Raw genomic sequence first — 20,684 nt, 5'->3', positions numbered from 1 at the left:
CTCGGATCCCGGAAGGCATGTCATAGGACGAAACGAGCCGGCGCGCGGGCCTCGCCGCCGGAGCGGACGGACCATGGCGAGCCTTCGCGCATATCTCTTCGATCTGGCGGCCCGGATCCGTGTGAAGGCGCGGCTCGGCCATTCCCCCGACATTGCCCGCATCCGCGCGGTCTTCCACCAGAACACGCTCCACCCTTCGCCGAGCGCGGTGTTCGACCCAGGCGAACTCGGCGGTGTGCCGGGCGAATGGGTGAGGCCACGCAAGAAGACCGACGTAGCGCGCCCTCACCTGCTCTACCTGCATGGCGGGGGCTTCGTCGGCGGCTCGCCGTTTACCCACCGCACGATCACGGCGGCCTTCGCGCGAGCGGATTTCCGAGTGTTCGTGCCGGATTATCGCCTCGCTCCGGAGCACCCGTTTCCGGCAGCTCTCGAAGACGTCGTGGCGGCCTGGACCGCTTTCTCGCAGGAGGGACCGGCGGCTGTGGTCGGCGATTCCGCGGGTGGGAACCTGGCGCTTGCGCTGATCGTCGAGGCGCGCCGCCGTGGCTTGCCTGTGCCTGCCGCTGCCGCCTTGTTCTCGCCGGCCAGCGACCTTCTCGCGCGTGGCGCCTCGTTCCGGTCCAACCGGCACCGCGATGCGATGTTCACCCCTGGCATCCTGGCGAGTCTGATCACGGCCTACCTCGCCGGGGCCGACCCCCGTGATCCTCGCGCCTCGCCGATCGAGGCCGATTTCTCCGGCTTTCCGCCCCTGGTGATCCATGCGGCCGAGCGTGAGGTCCTGCGCGACGACGCGGTCGCGCTGGCGGAGCGCGCGCGCGCGGCCGGCGTGCGGGTGGAACTCGCGCTTTGGCCGGTGGTGCCGCATGCTTGGCAACTCGCCGACAACTACGTGCCGGAGGCGCGCCGCTCCATCGAGATGGCCGCCCACTTCCTGCGCCGAGAGGTCAGGACCGCCGCCGCGCTACCCGAGGAGGCGGCATGAGGCTGCGTCGGATGACGGACGCAGGAGAGGCGACGGCGAAAACGCTTCGGTGAAGCTTTGCCATGCATCCTCTGCCGACCTCGCGAGTTAGCGTGCATACAGGGAGACCACGATGACGATGATCGCGTCCAAATCCGTGCTTGCAGCGACTGTCGCGGCAAGCGTCCTTCTCGCGGCCGGATCGGCCTTCGCCATGGGTGGCGGCAACAGCAGCAGCGGCAGCGGCCTCTCGCCCTACGCCACCGAGAGTGGGAATGACCGCTCGGCCGGCGTGAACAACGGCAACTACGCCCCGTCGCGCTACAACTACTACCGTCGCGCCTACGGCCCGCGCGACGTGCCCTATGGCGAGCGAGGCCGCCGCTACGAGGGCTATCCTTACTGATCGGCCTCGATCACCGAGGCCAGCCGAGAGGTCTCGCATCGGGCGCAGCCTTCATGGCTGCGCCCGAATAAATGGGGAAGCTCCGTCAGTTCAGACGGAAGTTCGCCTTCGCCCTCGACAGATTCAGGTTGTAGAACGGGTCGCGCGAGAGCTGCTTGCTCCAGCGCTCGACCATCACCTTGGTCTCTCCCTCGAACCGCCTGCGCTTCTCCGGCGTGTCCTCCTGGCCGCGGCTCTTCGATTCGTGGTGTATCAGCACTGCGTGCGGCGTCCAGATCACCTGATAGCCGGCCTGCGTGGCGCGCAGGCAGAGGTCGATGTCGTTGAAGGCGACGCTGAGCCGCTCGGCATCGAATCCGCCGATCTCCTCGAACACGGCCTTGCGCATGGCGAGGCAGGCACCGGTAACCGCGGAGACCTGCTGCGCGACGACCATGCGGGCGAAGTAGCCTGGATCCTCGCGCTCGATCCCAAGATGACTGTGGCCTGCGATGCCGCCGGCGCCGAGCACCACGCCGCCGTGCTGTAAGGTCCAGTCCGGATAGAACAGCTTCGCGCCGACGGCCCCGACATGCGGCTCGGCCGCGATCGAGGCCAGCTCCCGCAGCCAGCCGGGCTCGATCACCTCGATGTCGTTGTTGAGGAAGAGCAGCACCTCGCCCCGCGCCGCTTCGGCTCCCACATTCGAAAGCTGCGAGAAGTTGAACGCACCGGGGCTCGGCACGACCCGCACGCGCGGATCGTCGGCGTAGCGAGCGAACAGGGCTGCCGTCTGGGGCTCGACGCTGTCGTTGTCGACGATCACGGCTTCGATCGCAGGGTAGTCGGTCTTGGTGAGCAGCCCCTCGAGAGCGACGGAGAGCAATTCCGCCCGATCACGGGTCGGGATCACCACCGAGACCAGCGGTGCCGGCTCGGGCAGCGCGCGGACCATGCGGTTGAAGCCGGCCGGCCCGCGCTCGGCCCGGTGCCGCCAGCCACGCCGCGCGATGGCCTCGTCGAGCGCGCGCAGCCGTGCCGCCTCCGCGGTGGCCAAGGCCGCGTCCGAGAAGGTGCCGGAGCCGATCGCCGCGCGCCAGTGATAGAGCACCTTCGGGATGTGAAGGACGCGGTCCGGCGTCAGGTCGTCGGCGATGCGCATCAGAAGGTCGTGGTCCTGGCTGCCCTCGAAGCCGGGGCGCAGGCCACCGACGCGACGGATCAGCTCGGTGCGGATCACGGTGAGGTGGTTCAGGTAGTTCTGCGCGAGCAGCAGCTCGGGATTCCAGTCCGGCTTGAAATGAGGCTCGAAGCGCTTGCCCTTTGCATCGACCTTGTCCTCGTCGGAATAGATCAGATCGAGGTTGGGATCGGCGACGATCGCGCTGGCGACCTCCCAGAGGGCATTTTCCGGCAGCAGGTCGTCGTGGTCGAGCAACGCGCAGAACGTCCCCGTTGCCGCCTCCAGTGCGCTGTTGGTGGCGCGCGAGATGTGGCCGTTCTCGCTGCGGCGGATCAATCGAATTCGAGGTTCGGCGGCTGCGGCGCGTTCGAGCACGGCCGCCACGCCAGCCCGGGTCGAGGCATCGTCGGCGATGCAGAGCTGCCAGTGCGGGTAGAGCTGGCCTCGCACCGAGGCGATCGCCTTCTCCAGCACTCCCGGATCCGGGTTGTAGACCGGCATCAGCACCGAGAGGGCCGGCGGCTTGGCCCAGCCCGCCATCTCGGCCTTCATGCGGGCGCGGTCGGCTGCCGTCACGGTGTCGAAGCGGGCGATCCAGTCGTCGTAGCCGGCGAGCGCGCGCGGCTGGACGGCCGCCTCCAGCCGATATTTCGCCCTGAGCCGCTTGCGCACCAGCCGCCAAAGGCCGGCCTCGGCGACGAGATGCGGCCGCCGCATCAGCCCCGTGGTGATGAGGCCGCCGAGATGGGGCTCGGCGAGTTCGAGGTCGGTCAGCGGCGGCAGGAAATCGTCGAAGGTCGGCGCGAGTTCGAGATGCCGCACGGTCTTCGGCAGCAAGCCGGTCCAGCTGAAGCGGCCGTTGCCGTCGGCCGAGAGCGCGAGCTGCGGCTTGTAGCTGCCCTCCTTCAACCCGGCGCTGAGCGTCACTCGGCTGAAGGCGGCGCTGGTCGGGTCGAGGAAGCTGACGCGCACGAAGCGCAGGCCGAGATCCTGGCCGTCGAGGCCGATGATGAGGCGCAGGCGGCTGCCTTCGACGGGCAGGGCGACCGGCGGCCGGCCGCGGCGGATCAGGCTCGCCGTATCGGGATGGGGCATGTCAGGCGTGCGAATAGGAGAGATCGTAGGCGTCGCCCGCCTCGGCGTCCCACGCGACACGTGCCGGCCCGGTCTTCTCGACGAGGCAAGCGGTGGCGAGGAAGGCCTGCTCGTGCTCGATATCCATCGTGGAACCTCCCCCCGCGAAAACCGGCACGGTCATGGCCTGGATGTCGTAGCCCGTCCCGATCACGGAAAACCCCGTATGGCTGCTGAACAATCCGCGCCAGCCATTCTCGGAGAAGCGCCAGAAATCCCAGGGCTCCTCGTGCAGCGGCCACATCGGATGCGACTGAATGTAGGCCACGCCGCCGACGGGCATCACCGCATTCATTTCCAGGGCGACTTTCCAGGGCATCAGCAGATGCTCGAACACCGAGACGGAAAACACGTAGTCGAATGGCCCTTCGACGTGGCGTGAGAGGTGATGGGCGTCGCCGACCACGTCGACATTCGGCCCGTCCTTCACGTCCAGGCCGCGATAGGGAATCGTCGATGGAAACAGGCCTCGGTAGGAGTGGCCGCTGCGCGCCCGCGAGCCGATTTCGAGGAGCGGCCCCGGCTTGGCCCCGACACGCTTGCGGAACTCGTCGAGCAACTCCCACATCGAGCGCCGGCCCTGGGGCAGCGCGGCGACGTCCATCGGGGTCATCACGCGTCCGTTCGGCCAATGCAGGCTGATCGCATCGTGCGGCACGCTCGCCGCTTCCGTCGCAGCGGCTAGGCGGAAGCCCCATTTGCGCGCGCGATCACCGAACAGCGTCACAAGATCCGTCCGCGCCGAGCGGGCCGTGCAGGTCGGCAGCTTGGTCTTGCCGAGATAGAGGCTGGGCAGGCGTCCGTCGGTCCACCCGGTGACGACGATGCATCCACGCACGATGGCGAACGTGTCGATTGCGTAGCGCATCCTGCTCCTTGTCGAAACGCAGCGTGATAGCCGGACTCGTCCGATCGGATCAATTTCGGCTGCAGGGGCAGCGTTTGTCGCACGCCTCCCCTCGCTCGCGATGCGCTCCATTTACCCCGCGTCATCGCGAAGGGAAGGCTGATGCCTCTTGATCGACGAACGCTGCTGGCCGCCGGCGCCCTGATGCCGCTCGCCGTCCGGCCGGGACTGGCCGAGGACTCGCTACTGCTCCGAAAAATCCCCTCCTCGGGCGAGTCCCTGCCGGCCATCGGTATCGGCACCTCGCGCCGTTACGAGGTGGAGCCCACACCCGACAAGATCGCTCCGTTACGTGAGGCGGTGGAGCGCTTCATGGCGTTGGGCGGCCGGGTGATCGATACAGCGCCGAGCTATGGCACCGCCGAGGACGTGCTCGGAAAGATCCTGCCCGAGGGCGGCCTTCGCGAAAAAATCTTTCTGGCGAGCAAGGTCTCCGAGCGCGGCAAGGATGGGCTCGCGCAGATCGAGCGCTCGTTCAAGCGGATGAACGTCACAAATATCGACCTGATCGCGGTTCACAATCTCGTCGATGTCGAGACCAACCTCGCGACCCTGCGTGAGCTCAAGCGGCAGGGCCGGATCCGCTATGTCGGCGTCACGGTCTGGGTCGACAGCCAGTTCGCCGATCTCGAAGCGGTGATGAAGCGCGAGGCGCTCGACTTCATCCAGGTCAATTATGCCATCGATAGCCGGGCTGCGGCCGAGCGCATCCTGCCGCTGGCAAAGGATCGCGGCATGGCCGCGATGATCAACGTCCCCTTCGGGCGCGACCGTCTGTTCGGGGCCGTAAAGGGCAAGCCGATCCCCGACTGGGCGGCGGCCTTCGGCTGCGCGAACTGGGCGCAGTTCTTCCTGAAATACGTTCTCGCCAACGAGGCGGTCACCTGCCCGATCCCCGGCATGGCCAAGGTCGCCTATGTCGAGGAGAACGTCGGGGCGGCACGCGGACGGCTGCCCGACGCTACGGAGCGCAAGAAGATGGAGACCTATATCGATGCCGTTTGATGCCCTTCGGATTGTGTCGCGGGTTGCGGCCCTTGCTGCGCTGGCGGCGGTCGCGGCAACACCGGCAATGGCCGAGCCAACGCCCAAGAAGATCGGGATCGTCGGCGGCGGCAAGATTGGCAGCACCTTTGGGACGCTGTGGGTGAAGGCCGGCTACGAGGTGCTCTTCGCCTCGCGCCATCCGGAAGACCTGAAGCCGCTGGTCGAGAGCCTCGGGCCGAAGGCCCATGCCGGCACACCGGCCGAGGCGCTGGCCTATGCCGACGCGGTGTTTCTCGCGGTGCCCTACAAGGCCTATCCCGAATTCGGGAAGCAGAACGCCGCCGCGCTGAAGGGCAAGATTGTGATCGATGCCGGCAACGCGACGGCCGCGCGTGACGGCGCCGAATTGCGCGACGAGGTCGACAAGAACGGCATCGGCGTCACGTCGCAGAAGTACCTGCCCGGTGCGCGCATCGCCCGTGCCTTCAATGCGGCGAACTTCAAGGTCTTCGAGAAGAATGCCGGCCGGCCCGAGCCGCGCATGGCGATCCCGATCGCGGGAGACGATCCGAAGGCGATCGAGACCGCCCGCACGCTCGTGACGGATGCCGGGTTCGATTCAGTCGTCGTCGGCGACCTGGGAGCCGCCAAAAAATTCCAGATGGGGCAGCCGGGCTTCGGGCTCGAACTTTCCGCGCCGGAGCTGAAGGAGAAGCTCGGGGTAAAGCCTTGAGGGAGCGCGCTGCGGCGCGCCCGTCCCTTCTGGCGCGCCTCGTCGACCTGCGGCCCGGCGAGGGGCCGGCTCTGGCCTGGTCCTGGGCCTACCTTTTCGCAATCCTGGCGAGCTACTACGTGCTGCGCCCGATCCGCGACCAGATGGGCATCGCTGGCGGGCTCGAGAACCTGCCCTGGCTGTTCCTGGCGACGCTCATCGGCATGCTGGCCCTGAACCTACCCTTCGCGTGGCTGGTGAAGAGCTTGCCACGGGCGCGCTTCGTGCCCCTCACCTATCGCTTCTTTGCCGGCAACATCCTTTTGTTTGCCGTGGCAATCTATCTCGCGGATGGAGAGAGCCTGATCTGGGTCGGGCGTGTGTTTTTCGTCTGGCTGTCGATCTTCAACCTGTTCGTGGTCTCGATCTTCTGGGCCACCATCGTCGACGTATTTACCACCGAGCAGGGCAAGCGCCTGTTCGGCTTCATCGCGGCGGGGGCGACGCTCGGCGCGATATCGGGCTCGGCGGTGACGGCGACACTCGCGAGCCATGTCCCAACCTGGGGACTGCTGATCGCCGCAGCCCTGCTGCTCGAGGGCGCGGTCTTCTCGATGCGCGGGCTGGCGCGGCTGTCGGAGCGGCTGCACGAGGTGCCGACGGGCCGCGCCGTCGAGACGATCGGCGGGAGCGCCTTTGCCGGGATCCGACGCACCTTCGCCTCGCCCTATCTGCTCAACATCGCGTTGTTCCTGCTGATTTTTTCGGTCACCTCGACCTTCCTGTATTTCGAGCAGGCCGGCATCGCGAAGCGCAGCTTCCCGGACCGCGCGGCGCAGACGGCGTTCTTCGCCAGTGTCGATCTGGCGGTGAACGTGCTGACGCTCGGCATCCAGCTCTTCCTGACCGGCCGGATCACCAAGGCGATCGGCGTCGGGCCGACCCTGGCGCTGCTGCCGGCGGCGAGTGTGCTCGGCTTCGCGGCGCTTGCGATCTCGCCGAGCCTCGTCGCGATCGTCGGCTTCCAGGTGCTGCGGCGGGCCGGCAACTTCGCCATCGCCCGGCCAGTGCGCGAGGTTCTGTTCACGGTCGTCCCGCGCGAGGACCGCTACAAAGCCAAGAGCTTCATCGACACGGTGGTCTATCGCACCGGCGACCAGATCGGCGCCTGGTCCTATGCCGGCATCGGTGCTCTCGGCCTCGCCGGCACATGGACGGCAATCCTGGCGGTGCCGCTCTCGATCGCTTGGCTGGTGAACGCGCTCTGGCTCGGCCGCGCCCAGGCCGCGCGCCAGGACGAGATGGAATCCGACCCTATCGCTGGAACGGATACAGGAATTGCCGCCAATAGCCGCGCGGCACGGGGTGTCCCTTGATCCCGTAGCCCTTGGGCCAGCGGCCCTCGGGCATGTGGTGCGTGCCGAAGATCTTGTCGATCACGGGGAAGTGGATCGCGAAGTTGACGTCGATCGCCTCGCGCTCCTCGCCGTGGTGCCAGTGATGGAAGCGCGGCACCACGACCAGCTTCTCGAGCCAGCCGAAGCTGCCCGAGACGTTGGCGTGGATGAAGGCCGAATAGACGTAGACGATCAGGATGTAGGCCTGGATCGCCGATTCCTCGAAGCCGAGCACGAACATCGGCGTCGCGGTGAGCGCGCGCAGCACGACGATCTCGACGAAGTGCATCCGTGCCCCGGCGATCCAGTCGAGGGACTTCGCCGAGTGGTGCACCGAGTGGAAGCGCCACAGCGCCGGGATGCGGTGGAACATCCGGTGCACCCAGTACTGCACGAGATCCGTGAACAGCATGATCAGCAGAAGCTGCAGCAGCCAGGGCAGGCCGCCGAAGAAGCTCTGGATCGTGCCGAGGTCGGTGTTCTCCTTGACGAGCCGCGAGGGTGCAAGCGTCAGGAAGGTCAGCACCTGCACCAGCAGCGAGGAGACGAAGTAGTAGAACAGGTCCTCGCGCCATTCCTCGCGCAGCAGGATCTGGTCGCGGTTGCGCGGAAACAGGCGCTCCAGGGGCACGAACAGGAAGCCCATGAACAGCACGTTGAGCACGAAGAAATCGAGCCCGAGGAAGGCGCCTTCGAGCCTGAGCGAGGCATGGGTCGGCAGGCTGCCGATGAAGGAGGCGAGCAGCGTCGCGGCCATGGCGGTGACGCCGAGGGTCTTGTCGGGCCGCAAGGCGAGGCTCAGCGCCGCCAGCACGTAGCCTGTGATCAGCACGAAGTAGAGGAACGGCCGAAACAGCGCGCTGTCGCGCACCATGGCGAGTTCGGGCGTGGTCAGCAGGTCCGGGTTGCGCAGCGCCACAACCATCAGGTTGGCGGTGATGGCACAGAGGAGCGCCGCCGAACCCGAGAGCCAGCCCGACCCGAATGGCCGCTCCGTGCGCGGCCGTTCCAACTCGGCCACGAGGTTCGACAGATAGGTTTTCAGCACGGCGCCCTCCCCTTGCCCGGATCGTCGGGCCGCCGTTCTTTGCGAAGTTCGGCGAACAGAATGTCGGGGCGGAATCGGGCAGTTCGGGGGCTGCAGTGGCAGCAGCGTCTCGCCGCGACCGTGCGGGTTCGCGAACCGCAACGCGAGAGCGGCATTTTAGCATTTGTCTGAGACGGATCACGGGCTCGTGACTATTCTTAACGAATCAATTCTGATCAATAAAATTACGAACACACTGGATAGAGAGATGTCGAATAAAGCTAAATTACAGATAAAGAAGAGCATGGATCTGTGTGACAAGGCTAGAAGTGAAATCGAAAGCGCATGTTCCTTTAGAATCAGAGTGTTGTTCGACATGATCATGATCGAACTGGCGTTGGAGATGGTAAAAGAATGTCGCTCAGAATGAGATCTGTGCAACCAGAGACAATTTCAGCCTGACCGCCCCCGCTCGGCGTGAGCGGCAAACCGGTCTCGCACCTCAGCGGGGCCGCTGTGCCGCGTGCCGCTGCGCGATGTCGATGATCTCGCCCGACCGGATTCGGGCTTTCGACTAATGTCCAGATTGCCCTGTCAATCCTTCGGGGTACCATCACGGTATTCCGAAGCGTCTATTGTCGCGCGTCAAAATATTCGTACGGGAGGATTTTTCAGGAGATTGCGCCATGAAAATGATCGCGGAAGCAGGCCTGTATCCGGCATTGGAGACGGCGGGCGACATGCTCGTCAGGCGTCTCGGTGCGGTCGCCGACCTGACGGCGGGCGAAGTCCAGGCGCTGCATCGGCTGAGCGGCGACTTCATCGCGGTCAAAGCGCTGCAAGACGTCCGCATGGAGGGAGACGAGAACCCGGGCCTGTACTTCCTGTCTAGCGGCTGGATCACCAGCAGCATCTGTCTCGCGAACGGGAAACGTCAGGTCGTTGCGGTCCATGTCGACGGCGATCTCATGGGGGCGTCGAGCCTGCCCTTCCTGCATGCCGTCGATACGCTGACTCCGCTGACGGATTGCCTGATCAGCCAGATCCCGGCTGCCCAGCTCGGCGCGATATTCGCTGAGCAGCCGCGCCTGGGCGGCTTTTTCTTCTTGGCTGCTCAACGCAAGCGCGTCGCCCTCATGGACAACCTGCTGATGCTGGGGCGGCTCAGTGCCCGGCAGGGTTTTGCTGCGTTTCTCCTGACGCTGTTCGATCGCAAGGCGGGCTCGCCAGAGGCCGGACGCCAGTCGATCTACATTCCGATGAACCAGGACCAGTTTTCCGACGTCCTCGGCATCAGCGCGATGCATGTCAGCCGCACGATCAAGTCCCTCGAGGTGGACGGGTACATCACGAGGACGGGCCGGACCTTCCATTTCGTCGACCTGCCGAGGCTCAGGAAATTCGCCAAGATGCCCGAGCGATCGATCGATCGGCGACTGAGCTGGCTCCCGCACCCCGAGGCCGGCCGCGCCTGAGGCCGAGGCATCGTGCCGGCTGCAACGCGGGCAATCCGGCTTTCTGGTGCTTCATGCAGTCGGGCTGCCAGACTTCTAAATTTTGAATGCAGATTGGCCCGAGGTTTGCTGCGTGCCGCTCCGTAAGAGGAGTCGGCATGACGGCGAACAACGTTCAACTGCGCCTGAACGGCATTCGGAAGGCTTTCCCCGCCAAGGGAGGCTCAGTGCCCGTTCTCGACGGGCTGACCTTCGACATTCACGAGCGGGACTTCGTCTCGATTATCGGTCCATCCGGGTGCGGCAAGACCACGGTGTTCAATATCATCGCGGGGCTGATCGAACCCGATAGCGGCGCGATGTTCTTCCGCGGCGAGCCGGTCTTCGGACTGCGCGGCCGGGTCGGCTACATGATGCAGAAGGACCTGCTGTTTCCCTGGCGCACGGTCCTGCAGAACGTGATGCTCGGGCTGGAGATGAAGGGCGTCGACCCCTGCCAGGCGACGGACACGGCGCGGGACTACCTCGCGCGCTTCGGCCTCGGCGGCTTCGAGAACGCCTATCCAAAGACCCTGTCCGGCGGCATGCGCCAGCGCGCCGCCCTGATCCGGACCTTGATCATGGACCCGGACATCCTGCTCCTCGATGAGCCGTTCTCGGCCCTCGACTACCAGACCCGGCTCTACCTCGAAGGCGTGCTGCTCGACGCGGTCGAGACCTTCAACAAGACCGTGGTGCTCGTCACGCACGACATCGACGAGGCGGTGGCGCTGTCGAAGCGCGTCGTAGTCCTCGGCGGCCGGCCCTCGCAGGTCAAGAACGTCCACGAGATCGAGCTCGGCGACCGTTCGCCGATCGGCGCGCGCAGCGACCCGCGCTTCTCCGAATACTTCCACGCACTGTGCGGCGAACTCGACATCCAGACCCGTACCCGAGCGGAGGCTGCCTGATGACCACGCAAGCCCTGAAAAGCGGCAGCCGCGCCGTGTCCTCGAATCGGAGCATGAGCATGCCGCGGCGCGGTCCCGGCCCCATCGCCCGCGCCATCGACACGCGGCTCGGGCGCGGCCTGATCCAGCTCGCAGCGGTTGCCGCTTTTTTCATCATCTGGGAGATCGCGGTCGACGCCGCCTGGCTCGACGCCTTCCTCGTCGGTGCGCCCTCGGGCATCTGGCAGGTCTTCCGCGCCAGCCTGCTCGACGGGAGCCTCCTCACCGATACCTGGTACACGCTGATCGAGGCGATCCTCGGCTTCGTGATCGGCACGGCCCTCGGGTCCCTGGCCGGCCTCTCCCTCTGGTACTCGACCCTCGTGGCCCGCATCGTCGAGCCGTTCATCGTCGCCATCAACTCGGTGCCGAAGATCGCACTCGCGCCGATCGTCATCCTGTGGTTCGGCACCGGCTTCATCTCGAAGGTGGCGCTCGCGGTCTCGCTGACCGCCCTCGTCGCGCTGATCGCCGCCTATCAGGCCGCGCGTGACGCCGATCCCGACCTCCAGGCCCTGCTCGCCTCGATGGGCGCCTCGAAGAACAAGATCTTTCGCTCGGTGATCGTGCCCTCGACCCTGCCGGCGATCATCGGGATGTTCCGCATCAATATCGGCTTCGCGCTGGTCGGTGCGGTGGTCGGCGAGTTCATCTCGTCCCAGCGCGGCCTCGGCCACCTGATCTACAACGCCTCGTCCCTCTACGACCTCAACACGGTTTGGGCCGGGCTGTTCGTGCTGATGTTCGTCGGCTTCGTCCTCTACCACCTGATCGACTTCGTCGAGCGCCGGATCCTGCCCTGGAAGCAGATCTCGACCGCCGGCCAGGTCCAGGTCTGAGCCCCCGCTCTTGCCCTCGGCGGCCCGGCTCGGGCCGCCTTCTCTCCCTCCTCTCCCACGGATTCTCGATGTTGAAGTCCTTCCGTTCCGCGGCCTTTCTCGCCGCCGCGCTCGCCTGCGCCACGCCGGCCGCTGCCGCCAACCTCAAGGCCACGGTCTCCCAGGCCTTCCAGTCGATGCTCTACCTGCCGCTCTACGTGGCCCTGGACGAAGGCCTGTTCGAGAAGGCCGGAATCGACGTCACCAAGGAGACGGCCGGCGCCCCGAGCGTCGCCCTCTCGGCGGTGATCTCGAAGAGCGCGCAGTTCTCGCTGCACGGGCCGGAATGGACGGCGGTGGCCGCCTCGAAGGGCGCACCGGTCAACATCATCTGCAACGTGGTCAACGGTGCCGCCGTCTGGATCGCCGCGACTCCGGACTTCCCCTTCAAGGAGGCCAAGGACCTCAAGGGCCAGACCATCGTCGCCGGCCTGATGCCCACCACCAGCACCTCGCTCTTCCTCAAGTACCTGAAGGAGAACGGGATGGCGAAGGACGACGTGAACATCACGCAGGTCCAGATCGGCACCGAGCCCGGCCCGTTCCTGGCCGGTCAGGCCAAGGTCGCGGTGATGTACGAGCCTGGCCTCGACCAGGCGGTGGCCAAGGGCATGAAGGTGCTCGTCGGCTTCCCGCAGCATTACGGCGCCTACGCCTTCTCGGCGATCAGCGCCCGCAAGGACGTCGATCCGGCGACCGCCCAGGCTTTCGTCAACGGCCTGCAGGCGGCCCTCGTCCTGATGAAGACCGACCAGGCCAAGGCCATTGCCGTCGCCAAGAAGGAATTTCCGACCCTCGATCCGGCCGTGGTCGAGGCCGCGGTCAAGCGCATGATGGCCGAGAAGGTCTATCCGGAGACCGCCGACATCAGCCCGGATGCGCTGAAGGTCGGCCTCGATACCCAGATCGCGCTCGGCAACCTCGCGGCCCAGCCGGACTACGCGACCTTCGTGCGGCGTTCCTTCATCGAGAAGGCGATCGCCGGAAACTGATGACGATGGAAGCGCACACTCTCGGCCTCGTCGAGGCCGCCCGCGCCATCCGTGACGGCCGCCTCGACGGCGCGGCCTATCGCGCCGCCCTCGTCGAGCGGATCCGCCGGATCGACCCCGAGATCCGGGCCTTCACCTGCATCGCCGATCCGGGTGACGCCGCGACCACGGCCGGCCCGCTCGCCGGCATCCCCGTGGCGGTGAAGGACATCTTCGCGACGAGTGGCCTGCCGACCACCAACGGCTCCCCGATTTATGCCGACCGCATCCCCGATGCCGATGCCTGGGTGGTGGAGCGGCTGCGCTCGCTCGGCGCCACGGTGATCGGCAAGACCGTGACCACGGAATTCGCCTGGCGGCACCCCGGGCCAACGCGCAATCCCTGGAACACCGCCCACACGCCCGGCGGCTCGTCGAGCGGTTCCGCCGCGGCCGTGGCCGCGGGGCTGGCGCCGCTGGCGCTCGGCAGCCAGACCTTCGGCTCCGTGATCCGCCCCGCCGCCTTCTGCGGCGTCGTTGGGCTCAAGCCGAGCTACGGCGCGATTCCCCGCACCGGTGTCCATGCCCTGGCGCCGTCCCTCGACCATGTCGGTGTGTTCACGCGCTCGGTCGGGGATGCCGCCTTCGCGCTGTATCTGCTGGCCGCCGTCAGCGATACCGACCCGCACGGACGGCCGTTGCCGGGCTTCACCCTCGATGGCGGCCTCGCGCCGCTGCCGGCTCCGCGCCTCGCCTTTGTGAAGACTAGCCTTTGGGATGCGGCGGACGATTCGCAGAAGGCGCTGACCGAGGCCGCGGCTGCCCGCTTTAGGGACGCTGGAGGCACCGTGGAGGCGTTCGCGCTGCCCGATTCCTTCGCTGGGATGTGGGAGGCCGGGCGGATCATCCTGGCCTGCGAGGCCTCGGCCATCTTCGCGCCATTGGCGGAGCGCCATCCGGACCTGGTCAGCGCCGTCCTGAAGGAACTCATCGCCGAGGGAGCCGCGATCGCCGCACCAGCCTATGTCGATGCCCTGCGCCTGCAGACGCGGCTTCGCAGGGAGCTCGCCACCGTGCTCGACGGCTTCGACGCGATCCTGACGCTGCCGGCGGCGGGGGCGGCCCCGGAAGGCCTCGCCTATACGGGCAATCCGGCTTTCTGCGTGCCCTGGACCTTCCTCGGCACCCCGGCCGTGAACCTGCCGGCAGGACTGCACGACGGCCTGCCGCTCGGCATCCAGCTCGTCGGCCGCTACCGCGACGACTTGCGCCTCCTTCGTGTGGCCGCCTGGTGCGAAGAGATCCTCGATCACCGCACGGCGCCGAGCCTCGCCGCAGGCCCGTGAGACCCGGCCACGCCGCCTATCCCCGCATGCAGAAGAGCGACGTGAAGGTCCGCTACGTCATCGACATGCGTTCACTGCCGAAGGCGGCGTAAGACTTTTTCGTCGAAGATGACGCCCGTCCGGTTCGCCGTGGCGGGCTTCTGCTTGCGCTCAGCGATGTCCGATCAGTTGAACGAGCGCTTGCCCGACCCCGCGCGCAAATACCTCTGCGGCGGCCATCGCCTTGCCGCGGCTTGCATAAGCCTCCTCGGCGTGAGCCAGGACATGCTTGCCGAAGGCGAAGCTCCACTGCCACTGGCCGGGCGCCGTCTCGCTGAATGTGAACATGGCTGAACTCCGCCTACTGCGAGACAACGCGCAGGCGAACGAGCTGTGCCATACCCATTTGGGGGTACGGCACCGATGCGTTTGCAATACTCGGCTAAGGATTAGACACGGTTGCCCTGATCAGGGCCGGCCCTTGAACATCGCATGTTCCACGCGATCGCCGGACCGGATGCCGAGCTTCTGCGCAGTGCCGGCATTCACCTCCAGCACTGCGAGCACCGGCTCGCCCGAGGGGATCACCTTGGTGGAGAAGGGCTCGGTATCGGCGGCGACGCGGGCCACGGTTCCGTCAGCCCGGATGAACACCATGTCGAGCGGCAGGTAGGTGTTCTTCATCCACATATTGACCGTCTGCACCTGTTCGAAATCGAACAGCATGCCCCGGTCGGCCGCCAGCGACTTGCGGAACATCAGGCCGCGGCCGCGGTCGGAATCGGTGCGCATCACCTCGACCTTGAAGGCGTGGCGGCCGCTCTTCGAGACGATGGCCAGAGGTTCGGTGAGCGCCCCTGACATGTCGTCGACGGGTTTTTCCGCGCGCGCGGGCACGGCGAGAACGGATGTGGCGAGCGGAGCGGCGAGAAGCGAGGCGGCGAGCGCCAGTGCGGCGCGGCGGCGAAGCAGGCTCGAGACCATCGGGGTACCGTCAGTGAGAGGCCGGAAGCGCCCCGTCGACGAGGCGAACTTCCGCCGCCATAGCACCCTTCGAGCCGTCGCCGTAACGCACGAGCACGGTATCGCCCGGCTTCAGCTCGGCGATGCCGTAGCGGCGCAGGGTCTCCATGTGCACGAAGATGTCCGGCTTGCCCTCGCCACAGCTGACGAAGCCGAAACCACGCAGGCGATTGAACCACTTCACCACCGCCGTCTCGAGCCCGCTCGTCGGCGTCACGCTGACATGGGTGCGCGGCATCGGCAGTTCGGATGGATGGGTTGCGGTCGACTGGTCGAGCGAGACCACCCGGAACGCCTGCCAGCCGCGCGGCCGTTCCACGGCCTCCACGACGATGCGCGCGCCCTCGCTTGCGCTCTGGTGACCGTCGCGGCGCAGGCAGGTGACGTGGAGCAGCACGTCGGGCGAGCCGTCATCCGGAACGATGAAGCCGAATCCCTTGGAGACGTCGAACCACTTGATGCGCCCTGAGACCTCGACGAGGTCGAGCGGCCGTTCGACTTGCGCCTCGCGCGCTCCGTCCTCCGGGAGCGCTGCGGCGGCGCGCTCGTCCTCTGCCGTTCCGTGATCGTTCGACATGTAAGCAACCCGAACCGAACCGAATCACGCCGACGCGATTCTGATGTCAGGTTAACAAAGTCCGGATTCGGCGGAAGCCCGTTCGCGAGGCAAGCCGGCGCGTGAACATTGCATTTTTTCGTGATTCGGCAGTCTTGCCACAGTCATGCTCGGGCATGTCGCGCGTGATCACCGCGCGACGTCATAATGTTCGCGCGCGAAACCGTGCCCGGTCACAATCACGAGAGGCACCGCCGGGCATCGCTCCGTCCCAGCAAGGATGCTACGCGCAAGCCCATGCACGACGCCAGCCCCTCCTCCGCTGCCGCCATGGCCGCGGAGGCCCCCCGCTCCCAAAGCCGCATCGACGCGATCGACGCCGCCCGCGGCGCGGCACTGCTCGCGATGGCGTCCTATCATTTCACCTGGGATCTCGGGTTTCTCCGTCTGACGCCGTTGAATGCGGCGCTGACCACGCCCGGGCGGGTCATCGCCCATCTCATCGCCGGAAGTTTCCTGCTGCTCGTCGGGATTGGCCTCGTGCTGGCCACCCGCAACGGCCTGCGCTGGCGGCCTTATCTGATGCGGCTCGCCCGGATCGGTGGCGGCGCGGTCCTGATCACCGCCGCGACGTTCTGGTTCATGCGGGACGGCTACATCTTCTTTGGCATCCTGCACTGCATCGCCAACTCCAGCGTGCTCGCGCTGCCGCTGCTCCTGATGCCCCGCCGACCGAGCGCCGTGATCAGCGCCTTGCTGTGCGTCGCGTTCATCCTCGGCAGCTATACGCTGCGCGCGCCGCTGCTCGACGACCCGGCGCTCGGATTTCTCGGCCTTGCCCACTTGCCGCCGCAGACGAACGACTGGGTGCCCCTGTTTCCCTGGTTCGGGATCGTCTGTGCAGGGATCGCGCTAGGCCAGCTCGGGCTGCCGGCCTTCCTGCGCTCGCGCGTCGCAGCATGGCAGGCCGAGGGCAGGCTCGGTCGGGCCGCGAGCCTCGCCGGGCGGCACAGCCTCGCGATCTATCTCGTTCACCAGCCGATACTGTTCGCGCTGGTCTACGCGGTGGTCAGCGTGACCGGACCGAACCCGAATGCGGGCGTCTCGGAGTTTCGGGCAGAATTCGAGGGCAACTGCACCCGCACGGGCGGCTCGACCGAGGCCTGTCGGATCGCGAGCCAATGTGTCGCTGACGTCCTGCGCCGCGAGGGGCTCTGGGGAAGCGGCATCCCCTATACGCTGGAGCAGCGGGCGAAAGCGCAGAGATTCGCCCGGCAATGCTACGAGGCGGCGGAGGGCACCGCCTCCCCGCCGTAAGATCGTGTCTCAGCTGATAAAAATCAGTCCTTGGCGCGTTCGACGTAGGAACCGTCGGCCGTCATGATCACGACGCGGGTGCCGGTCTGGATATGCGGCGGCACCGTGGTCTTCACGCCGTTCGAGAGCATCGCCGGCTTGTAGGACGAGGACGCCGTTTGACCCTTGGTCACCGGCTCGGTGTCGACGATTTCGAGCGTCACGCGCGCCGGCAGCTCGATGGTCAACGGCACGCCGTTGTGCTGCGAGAGCATCACGGCCATGCCCTCCTGCAGGTAGGGGGCGGAGGAGCCGACCACGTCCTCGGGCACCGCGATCTGCTCGTAGTTCTCGGGGTTCATGAAGTGAAACCCCTCGGCGTCGTTGTAGAGGAAGGTGTGCTCGCGATCCTCGACGAAGGCGCGCTCGACCTGCTCGGTGGTGCGGTAGCGCTCGGAGACCTTCACGCCGTCGGTGATGCGGCGCATGTCGAGCTGGGTCACCGGGGTGCCCTTGCCGGGGTGGATGTTCTCCGCCGTCAGGATGACGTAGAGCTTGCCGTCCTTGTCGACGACATTGCCCTTGCGGAGCGTCGAGGCGATCACCTTCACGAGCGTAGACCTTGTTTTGTCGAGGGCGCCGGGCCGATGCGGCGACGCCGTAGCGAAATATCGCTGCAGCCCCTACCGCATCCGCCGCCTTCGTGCCAGCCGAGACCCGTCAATCTAAAGAGCCGGCGCAGCGTGAACCCTCCCTCCCCCTGGTGGCAACCGCAGGTCCATGCGGATCGGCGCCCGCTGCTGATGGCGCGAAACCGCATCCAGGCGGCTCTGCGCGCGCATTTTTACGCGCAGGATTTCGTCGAGGTGGAAGCCGCTTGCTTGCAGGTCTCGCCGGGCAACGAGGCGCATCTCTCGGCCTTCGCCACCGAGGCGATCCAACCCGATGGCGGTCGCGAAAAACTCTACCTGCACACCTCGCCGGAATTCGCCTGCAAGAAATTGCTGGCGGCCGGCGAGCCGAAGATCCTCAGCATCGCCAAGGTTTTTCGCAATCGCGAGCGCGGGCCGCTGCACCATCCCGAATTCACGATGGTCGAGTGGTACCGAGCGGGAGAGGGCTACGAGACCCTGATGCGGGACTGCGCCGACCTGCTGGCGCTCGCCGCCGGGACGGCCGGCGTCACCCGCCTCGCCTATCGCGGCCGTGAGGCCGATCCCTTCGCCGAGTTCGAGCGCCTGACCGTCGCCGAAGCCTTCATGCGTCATGCCGACATCGATCTACTGGCGACACTCTCGGACGACGGCCAGACCGATCGCGATCGGCTCGCTGCCGCCGTTGCCGCGCGAGGCCTGCGCGTCGCCTCGGACGACAGCTGGGCGGATCTCTATTCCCGCATCCTGGTCGGCCTGATCGAGCCGCATCTCGGCGATGGCCGCCCGACCATCCTTTGCGAATACCCGGTGAGCGAAGCGGCTCTCGCCCGACCGAGCCCCTACGATCCGCGGGTGGCTGAGCGTTTCGAACTCTATGCCTGCGGCGTCGAGCTCGCCAACGCCTTCGGAGAGCTGACCAATCCGGCCGAGCAGCGCCGCCGCTTCGAGGCCGAGATGGACGAGAAGGCGCGCGTCTACGGCGAGCGCTACCCGATCGACGAGGATTTTCTGGACGCCCTCGCGATCATGCCGGAGGCCTCGGGCATCGCGCTCGGCTTTGACCGGCTGGTGATGCTTGCCACCGGCGCGCCGCGCATCGACGAGGTGGTCTGGACGCCGGTCGCCCGGAGCACTGCATCGTGACCCGGCCCCTGCGCAGCCCCGCCGATCTCGCCCGCGCCGGCCTGTTGCGGCCCGAAGACCTGCCCGGCCTGGAGGCCGTGGCGGCGCGCTACGCCGTCTCGCTCTCGGTGGACCTCGCCGAGCTGATCGACCCGGCCGATCCGTCGGACCCGATCGCGCGCCAGTTCGTCCCTCGCGCCGAGGAGCTGGAGACTCAGCCCGGCGAGATCGCCGACCCGATCGGCGATGCCGTGCACGAGCCCCTGCCCGGCCTCGTCCATCGCTACCCCGACCGGGTGCTCCTGAAGCCGCTCCATGTCTGCCCAGTCTATTGCCGGTTCTGCTTCCGCCGCGAGATGGTCGGTCCCGAAGGACTTGGCACGCTGAGCGATGCTGAGCTCTCGGCCGCCTACGCCTACATCGCAGCCAATCCCGGCATCTGGGAGGTGGTGCTCACCGGCGGCGACCCCTTCGCTCTGTCGCCGCGCCGCCTCGCGGCGATCGCCAAGGCGCTCGATGCGATCCCTCATGTGAAGGTGCTGCGCATCCATACGCGCGTGCCGGTGGTCGACCCCTCGATGGTGAGCGAAGCGCTCGTCGCTGCGCTCAAGCGCTTCACCGGTGCGGTCTTCGTGGCGCTCCACGCCAACCACCCCAAAGAATTCACGGCGGCGGCGCGCGGCGCCATCGCCAGGCTCGTTGATGCCGGCATTCCGATGGTGAGCCAGAGCGTGCTGCTGCGCGGCGTCAACGACGACCCAGAGACGCTCGCCGCGCTGATGCGTGGCTTCGTCGAGAACCGCATCAAGCCCTACTACCTTCACCATGCCGACCTCGCGCCGGGCACGAGCGGATTCCGCACGAGCCTTCCCGAGGGGCAGGCCTTGATGAGAGCATTGCGCGGAAAGCTCTCCGGGCTGGCGCAGCCGACCTACGTCCTCGATATTCCCGGCGGCCACGGCAAGGTGCCGGTCGGCCCGGGTTATTGGCGCGAGAGTGCCGAGGGTCACCTCGTCACCGATCCGGCCGGCCTCGAGCACGCCTATCCGCCGGAAGACCAGAGCGAGGACAAGTGATGCGGCGTCTGTGGGGACGGGCGAATTCCGTCAACGTGCAGAAGGCGATCTGGGGCCTGGAGGAATCCGGGCTGCCCTATGAGCGGACCGATGCCGGCGGCGCACATGGCGTGGTCAGTGAGCCTGCCTACCGCGCCATGAACCCGACCGGGCTGGTGCCGACGCTCGAGGAGGACGGCTTCGCCCTCTGGGAGTCGAACGCGATCTTGCGCTACCTCTCGCGTCAGCCCGGCTCGCCGCTGGCACTCCCTGGTGATCCTCGCGCCAGCGCACGGGTCGACCAATGGCTCGACTGGCAAGCTACGGCCTTCACCCCGGGCATGCGCGACGCCTTCTGGCAGATGATGCGGGTGCCCGAGGGCCAGCGCGACATCAAGGCCGTCGAGGCCTCTCGCGTCACGACCGAGAAGGGCGCGGCCCTGCTCGACCGGCATCTCGCCGGCACAGCATTCGTGGCGGGCGACAGCTTCAGCATCGCCGACATTGCCGTCGGCTGCGCGGCCCATCGCTGGCTCAACATGCCGCTCGAACGGGACGAGCGCCCGCATATCGTGCGCTGGTTCCAGGTGATCGCGCAACGCGAGGCTGCCTCGGCCGTTCTGACGGTGCCGATCAGCTGAGCACTTACCGAGGCTCGGG

21 protein-coding genes are annotated in these 20,684 nt (G+C 66.8%); 14 read left to right on the top strand and 7 right to left on the bottom strand.

What is annotated here, in order from left to right; all coding sequences use genetic code 11:
• Window positions 1–73: 73 nt before the first annotated feature.
• Both HCU64_RS13370 and HCU64_RS13365 read left to right on the top strand, forming a co-directional pair.
• Window positions 74–988 (top strand): alpha/beta hydrolase, encoded by a 915-nt coding sequence (locus HCU64_RS13370; protein ID WP_233384463.1) that lies wholly within the window; start codon window positions 74–76, stop codon window positions 986–988.
• 112 nt (window positions 989–1,100) lie between these two features.
• Complete coding sequence (locus tag HCU64_RS13365) at window positions 1,101–1,373, top strand: hypothetical protein (RefSeq protein WP_233384462.1); 273 nt, start codon at window positions 1,101–1,103, stop codon at window positions 1,371–1,373.
• Between the two features lie 85 nt (window positions 1,374–1,458).
• Here HCU64_RS13365 and HCU64_RS13360 read toward each other — a convergent pair whose 3' ends face one another.
• Window positions 1,459–3,630 (bottom strand): glycosyltransferase family 2 protein, encoded by a 2,172-nt coding sequence (locus HCU64_RS13360; RefSeq protein WP_233384461.1) that lies wholly within the window; start codon window positions 3,628–3,630, stop codon window positions 1,459–1,461.
• Between the two features lies 1 nt (window position 3,631).
• Entirely contained in the window at window positions 3,632–4,537 is a 906-nt protein-coding gene (locus HCU64_RS13355; RefSeq protein WP_233384460.1) for a class I SAM-dependent methyltransferase, read from the bottom strand.
• 141 nt (window positions 4,538–4,678) lie between these two features.
• Between HCU64_RS13355 and HCU64_RS13350 the strand changes: the two genes are divergently transcribed.
• From HCU64_RS13350 to HCU64_RS13340, 3 genes are read left to right on the top strand one after another with little or no spacing between them, the layout of a single operon-like run.
• A complete protein-coding gene (locus tag HCU64_RS13350) occupies window positions 4,679–5,581 on the top strand; it encodes an aldo/keto reductase (protein WP_233384459.1) in 903 nt (300 codons plus the stop codon).
• Window positions 5,571–6,296, top strand: coding sequence for an NADPH-dependent F420 reductase (locus HCU64_RS13345; protein ID WP_233384458.1), 726 nt, complete (start codon window positions 5,571–5,573; stop codon window positions 6,294–6,296). The genes HCU64_RS13350 and HCU64_RS13345 overlap by 11 nt, the downstream gene beginning before the upstream one ends.
• The gene (locus HCU64_RS13340) at window positions 6,293–7,651 is read left to right on the top strand and encodes an NTP/NDP exchange transporter (RefSeq protein WP_233384457.1); all 1,359 of its coding nucleotides are present in this window, start codon (window positions 6,293–6,295) and stop codon (window positions 7,649–7,651) included. Before HCU64_RS13345 ends, HCU64_RS13340 begins: the two co-directional genes overlap by 4 nt.
• On the opposite strand, the gene HCU64_RS13335 is transcribed toward HCU64_RS13340, so the two are convergent.
• Window positions 7,590–8,720: a sterol desaturase family protein gene (locus HCU64_RS13335; protein ID WP_233384456.1), complete on the bottom strand. Its 1,131-nt coding sequence runs from the start codon at window positions 8,718–8,720 to the stop codon at window positions 7,590–7,592. The genes HCU64_RS13340 and HCU64_RS13335 overlap by 62 nt on opposite strands.
• Before the next feature lie 665 nt (window positions 8,721–9,385).
• Between HCU64_RS13335 and HCU64_RS13330 the strand changes: the two genes are divergently transcribed.
• The 5 genes from HCU64_RS13330 to HCU64_RS13310 all read left to right on the top strand — a co-directional run bounded on the left by HCU64_RS13330 (window position 9,386) and on the right by HCU64_RS13310 (window position 14,337).
• Window positions 9,386–10,174: a Crp/Fnr family transcriptional regulator gene (locus HCU64_RS13330; RefSeq protein WP_233384455.1), complete on the top strand. Its 789-nt coding sequence runs from the start codon at window positions 9,386–9,388 to the stop codon at window positions 10,172–10,174.
• A gap of 137 nt (window positions 10,175–10,311) precedes the next feature.
• Entirely contained in the window at window positions 10,312–11,103 is a 792-nt protein-coding gene (locus HCU64_RS13325; protein ID WP_233384454.1) for an ABC transporter ATP-binding protein, read from the top strand.
• On the top strand, window positions 11,103–11,981 hold the full coding sequence (locus tag HCU64_RS13320) for an ABC transporter permease (RefSeq protein WP_233384453.1): 879 nt from the start codon (window positions 11,103–11,105) through the stop codon (window positions 11,979–11,981). Before HCU64_RS13325 ends, HCU64_RS13320 begins: the two co-directional genes overlap by 1 nt.
• A gap of 68 nt (window positions 11,982–12,049) precedes the next feature.
• On the top strand, window positions 12,050–13,012 hold the full coding sequence (locus HCU64_RS13315; RefSeq protein WP_233384452.1) for an ABC transporter substrate-binding protein: 963 nt from the start codon (window positions 12,050–12,052) through the stop codon (window positions 13,010–13,012).
• A 5-nt stretch (window positions 13,013–13,017) separates the two neighbouring features.
• Window positions 13,018–14,337 carry an amidase gene (locus HCU64_RS13310; RefSeq protein ID WP_233384451.1) on the top strand — a complete coding sequence of 440 codons (1,320 nt, stop codon included), beginning with the start codon at window positions 13,018–13,020 and terminating at the stop codon, window positions 14,335–14,337.
• Window positions 14,338–14,487: 150 nt separating this feature from the next.
• Here HCU64_RS13310 and HCU64_RS13305 read toward each other — a convergent pair whose 3' ends face one another.
• From HCU64_RS13305 to HCU64_RS13295, 3 genes are all read right to left on the bottom strand, one after another.
• Window positions 14,488–14,664 carry a hypothetical protein gene (locus tag HCU64_RS13305; RefSeq protein WP_233384450.1) on the bottom strand — a complete coding sequence of 59 codons (177 nt, stop codon included), beginning with the start codon at window positions 14,662–14,664 and terminating at the stop codon, window positions 14,488–14,490.
• A gap of 120 nt (window positions 14,665–14,784) precedes the next feature.
• Window positions 14,785–15,300, bottom strand: a complete 516-nt coding sequence (locus tag HCU64_RS13300) for a DUF192 domain-containing protein (protein ID WP_233384449.1) — start codon at window positions 15,298–15,300, stop codon at window positions 14,785–14,787.
• 10 nt (window positions 15,301–15,310) lie between these two features.
• Window positions 15,311–15,916 (bottom strand): cold-shock protein, encoded by a 606-nt coding sequence (locus HCU64_RS13295; RefSeq protein WP_233384448.1) that lies wholly within the window; start codon window positions 15,914–15,916, stop codon window positions 15,311–15,313.
• A gap of 276 nt (window positions 15,917–16,192) precedes the next feature.
• Between HCU64_RS13295 and HCU64_RS13290 the strand changes: the two genes are divergently transcribed.
• Complete coding sequence (locus tag HCU64_RS13290; protein ID WP_233384446.1) at window positions 16,193–17,212, top strand: DUF1624 domain-containing protein; 1,020 nt, start codon at window positions 16,193–16,195, stop codon at window positions 17,210–17,212.
• Between the two features lie 23 nt (window positions 17,213–17,235).
• Here HCU64_RS13290 and efp read toward each other — a convergent pair whose 3' ends face one another.
• On the bottom strand, window positions 17,236–17,802 hold the full coding sequence (gene efp, locus HCU64_RS13285; protein WP_233384444.1) for an elongation factor P: 567 nt from the start codon (window positions 17,800–17,802) through the stop codon (window positions 17,236–17,238).
• Window positions 17,803–17,994: 192 nt separating this feature from the next.
• Between efp and epmA the strand changes: the two genes are divergently transcribed.
• The 3 genes from epmA to HCU64_RS13270 are packed head-to-tail and all read left to right on the top strand — an operon-like array spanning window position 17,995 to window position 20,665.
• The gene (epmA, locus tag HCU64_RS13280; protein WP_233384749.1) at window positions 17,995–18,990 is read left to right on the top strand and encodes an EF-P lysine aminoacylase EpmA; all 996 of its coding nucleotides are present in this window, start codon (window positions 17,995–17,997) and stop codon (window positions 18,988–18,990) included.
• The gene (locus HCU64_RS13275; RefSeq protein ID WP_233384443.1) at window positions 18,987–20,045 is read left to right on the top strand and encodes a lysine-2,3-aminomutase-like protein; all 1,059 of its coding nucleotides are present in this window, start codon (window positions 18,987–18,989) and stop codon (window positions 20,043–20,045) included. Before epmA ends, HCU64_RS13275 begins: the two co-directional genes overlap by 4 nt.
• The gene (locus HCU64_RS13270; protein WP_233384441.1) at window positions 20,045–20,665 is read left to right on the top strand and encodes a glutathione S-transferase family protein; all 621 of its coding nucleotides are present in this window, start codon (window positions 20,045–20,047) and stop codon (window positions 20,663–20,665) included. Before HCU64_RS13275 ends, HCU64_RS13270 begins: the two co-directional genes overlap by 1 nt.
• The last annotated feature ends 19 nt before the right edge of the window (window positions 20,666–20,684 follow it).

It is taken from the genome of Methylobacterium sp. C25 (genome assembly GCF_021352225.1).
In the GTDB taxonomy this organism is placed as follows: domain Bacteria; phylum Pseudomonadota; class Alphaproteobacteria; order Rhizobiales; family Beijerinckiaceae; genus Methylobacterium.
This window is presented reverse-complemented; position numbering and strand designations above follow the sequence as displayed.

Bases quoted from the DNA above. Each gene is read 5' to 3' on its own strand.
- HCU64_RS13310 (WP_233384451.1), top strand. From the start codon at position 13,018: ATGGAAGCGCACACTCTCGGCCTCGTCGAGGCCGCCCGCGCCATCCGT.
- HCU64_RS13290 (WP_233384446.1), top strand. From the start codon at position 16,193: ATGCACGACGCCAGCCCCTCCTCCGCTGCCGCCATGGCCGCGGAGGCC.
- HCU64_RS13355 (WP_233384460.1), bottom strand. From the start codon at position 4,537: ATGCGCTACGCAATCGACACGTTCGCCATCGTGCGTGGATGCATCGTC.
- epmA (WP_233384749.1), top strand. From the start codon at position 17,995: ATGGCGCGAAACCGCATCCAGGCGGCTCTGCGCGCGCATTTTTACGCG.
- HCU64_RS13315 (WP_233384452.1), top strand. From the start codon at position 12,050: ATGTTGAAGTCCTTCCGTTCCGCGGCCTTTCTCGCCGCCGCGCTCGCC.
- HCU64_RS13295 (WP_233384448.1), bottom strand. From the start codon at position 15,916: ATGTCGAACGATCACGGAACGGCAGAGGACGAGCGCGCCGCCGCAGCG.
- HCU64_RS13270 (WP_233384441.1), top strand. From the start codon at position 20,045: ATGCGGCGTCTGTGGGGACGGGCGAATTCCGTCAACGTGCAGAAGGCG.
- HCU64_RS13360 (WP_233384461.1), bottom strand. From the start codon at position 3,630: ATGCCCCATCCCGATACGGCGAGCCTGATCCGCCGCGGCCGGCCGCCG.
- HCU64_RS13345 (WP_233384458.1), top strand. From the start codon at position 5,571: ATGCCGTTTGATGCCCTTCGGATTGTGTCGCGGGTTGCGGCCCTTGCT.
- HCU64_RS13330 (WP_233384455.1), top strand. From the start codon at position 9,386: ATGAAAATGATCGCGGAAGCAGGCCTGTATCCGGCATTGGAGACGGCG.
- HCU64_RS13350 (WP_233384459.1), top strand. From the start codon at position 4,679: ATGCCTCTTGATCGACGAACGCTGCTGGCCGCCGGCGCCCTGATGCCG.
- HCU64_RS13370 (WP_233384463.1), top strand. From the start codon at position 74: ATGGCGAGCCTTCGCGCATATCTCTTCGATCTGGCGGCCCGGATCCGT.
- HCU64_RS13325 (WP_233384454.1), top strand. From the start codon at position 10,312: ATGACGGCGAACAACGTTCAACTGCGCCTGAACGGCATTCGGAAGGCT.
- HCU64_RS13320 (WP_233384453.1), top strand. From the start codon at position 11,103: ATGACCACGCAAGCCCTGAAAAGCGGCAGCCGCGCCGTGTCCTCGAAT.
- HCU64_RS13305 (WP_233384450.1), bottom strand. From the start codon at position 14,664: ATGTTCACATTCAGCGAGACGGCGCCCGGCCAGTGGCAGTGGAGCTTC.
- HCU64_RS13365 (WP_233384462.1), top strand. From the start codon at position 1,101: ATGACGATGATCGCGTCCAAATCCGTGCTTGCAGCGACTGTCGCGGCA.
- HCU64_RS13300 (WP_233384449.1), bottom strand. From the start codon at position 15,300: ATGGTCTCGAGCCTGCTTCGCCGCCGCGCCGCACTGGCGCTCGCCGCC.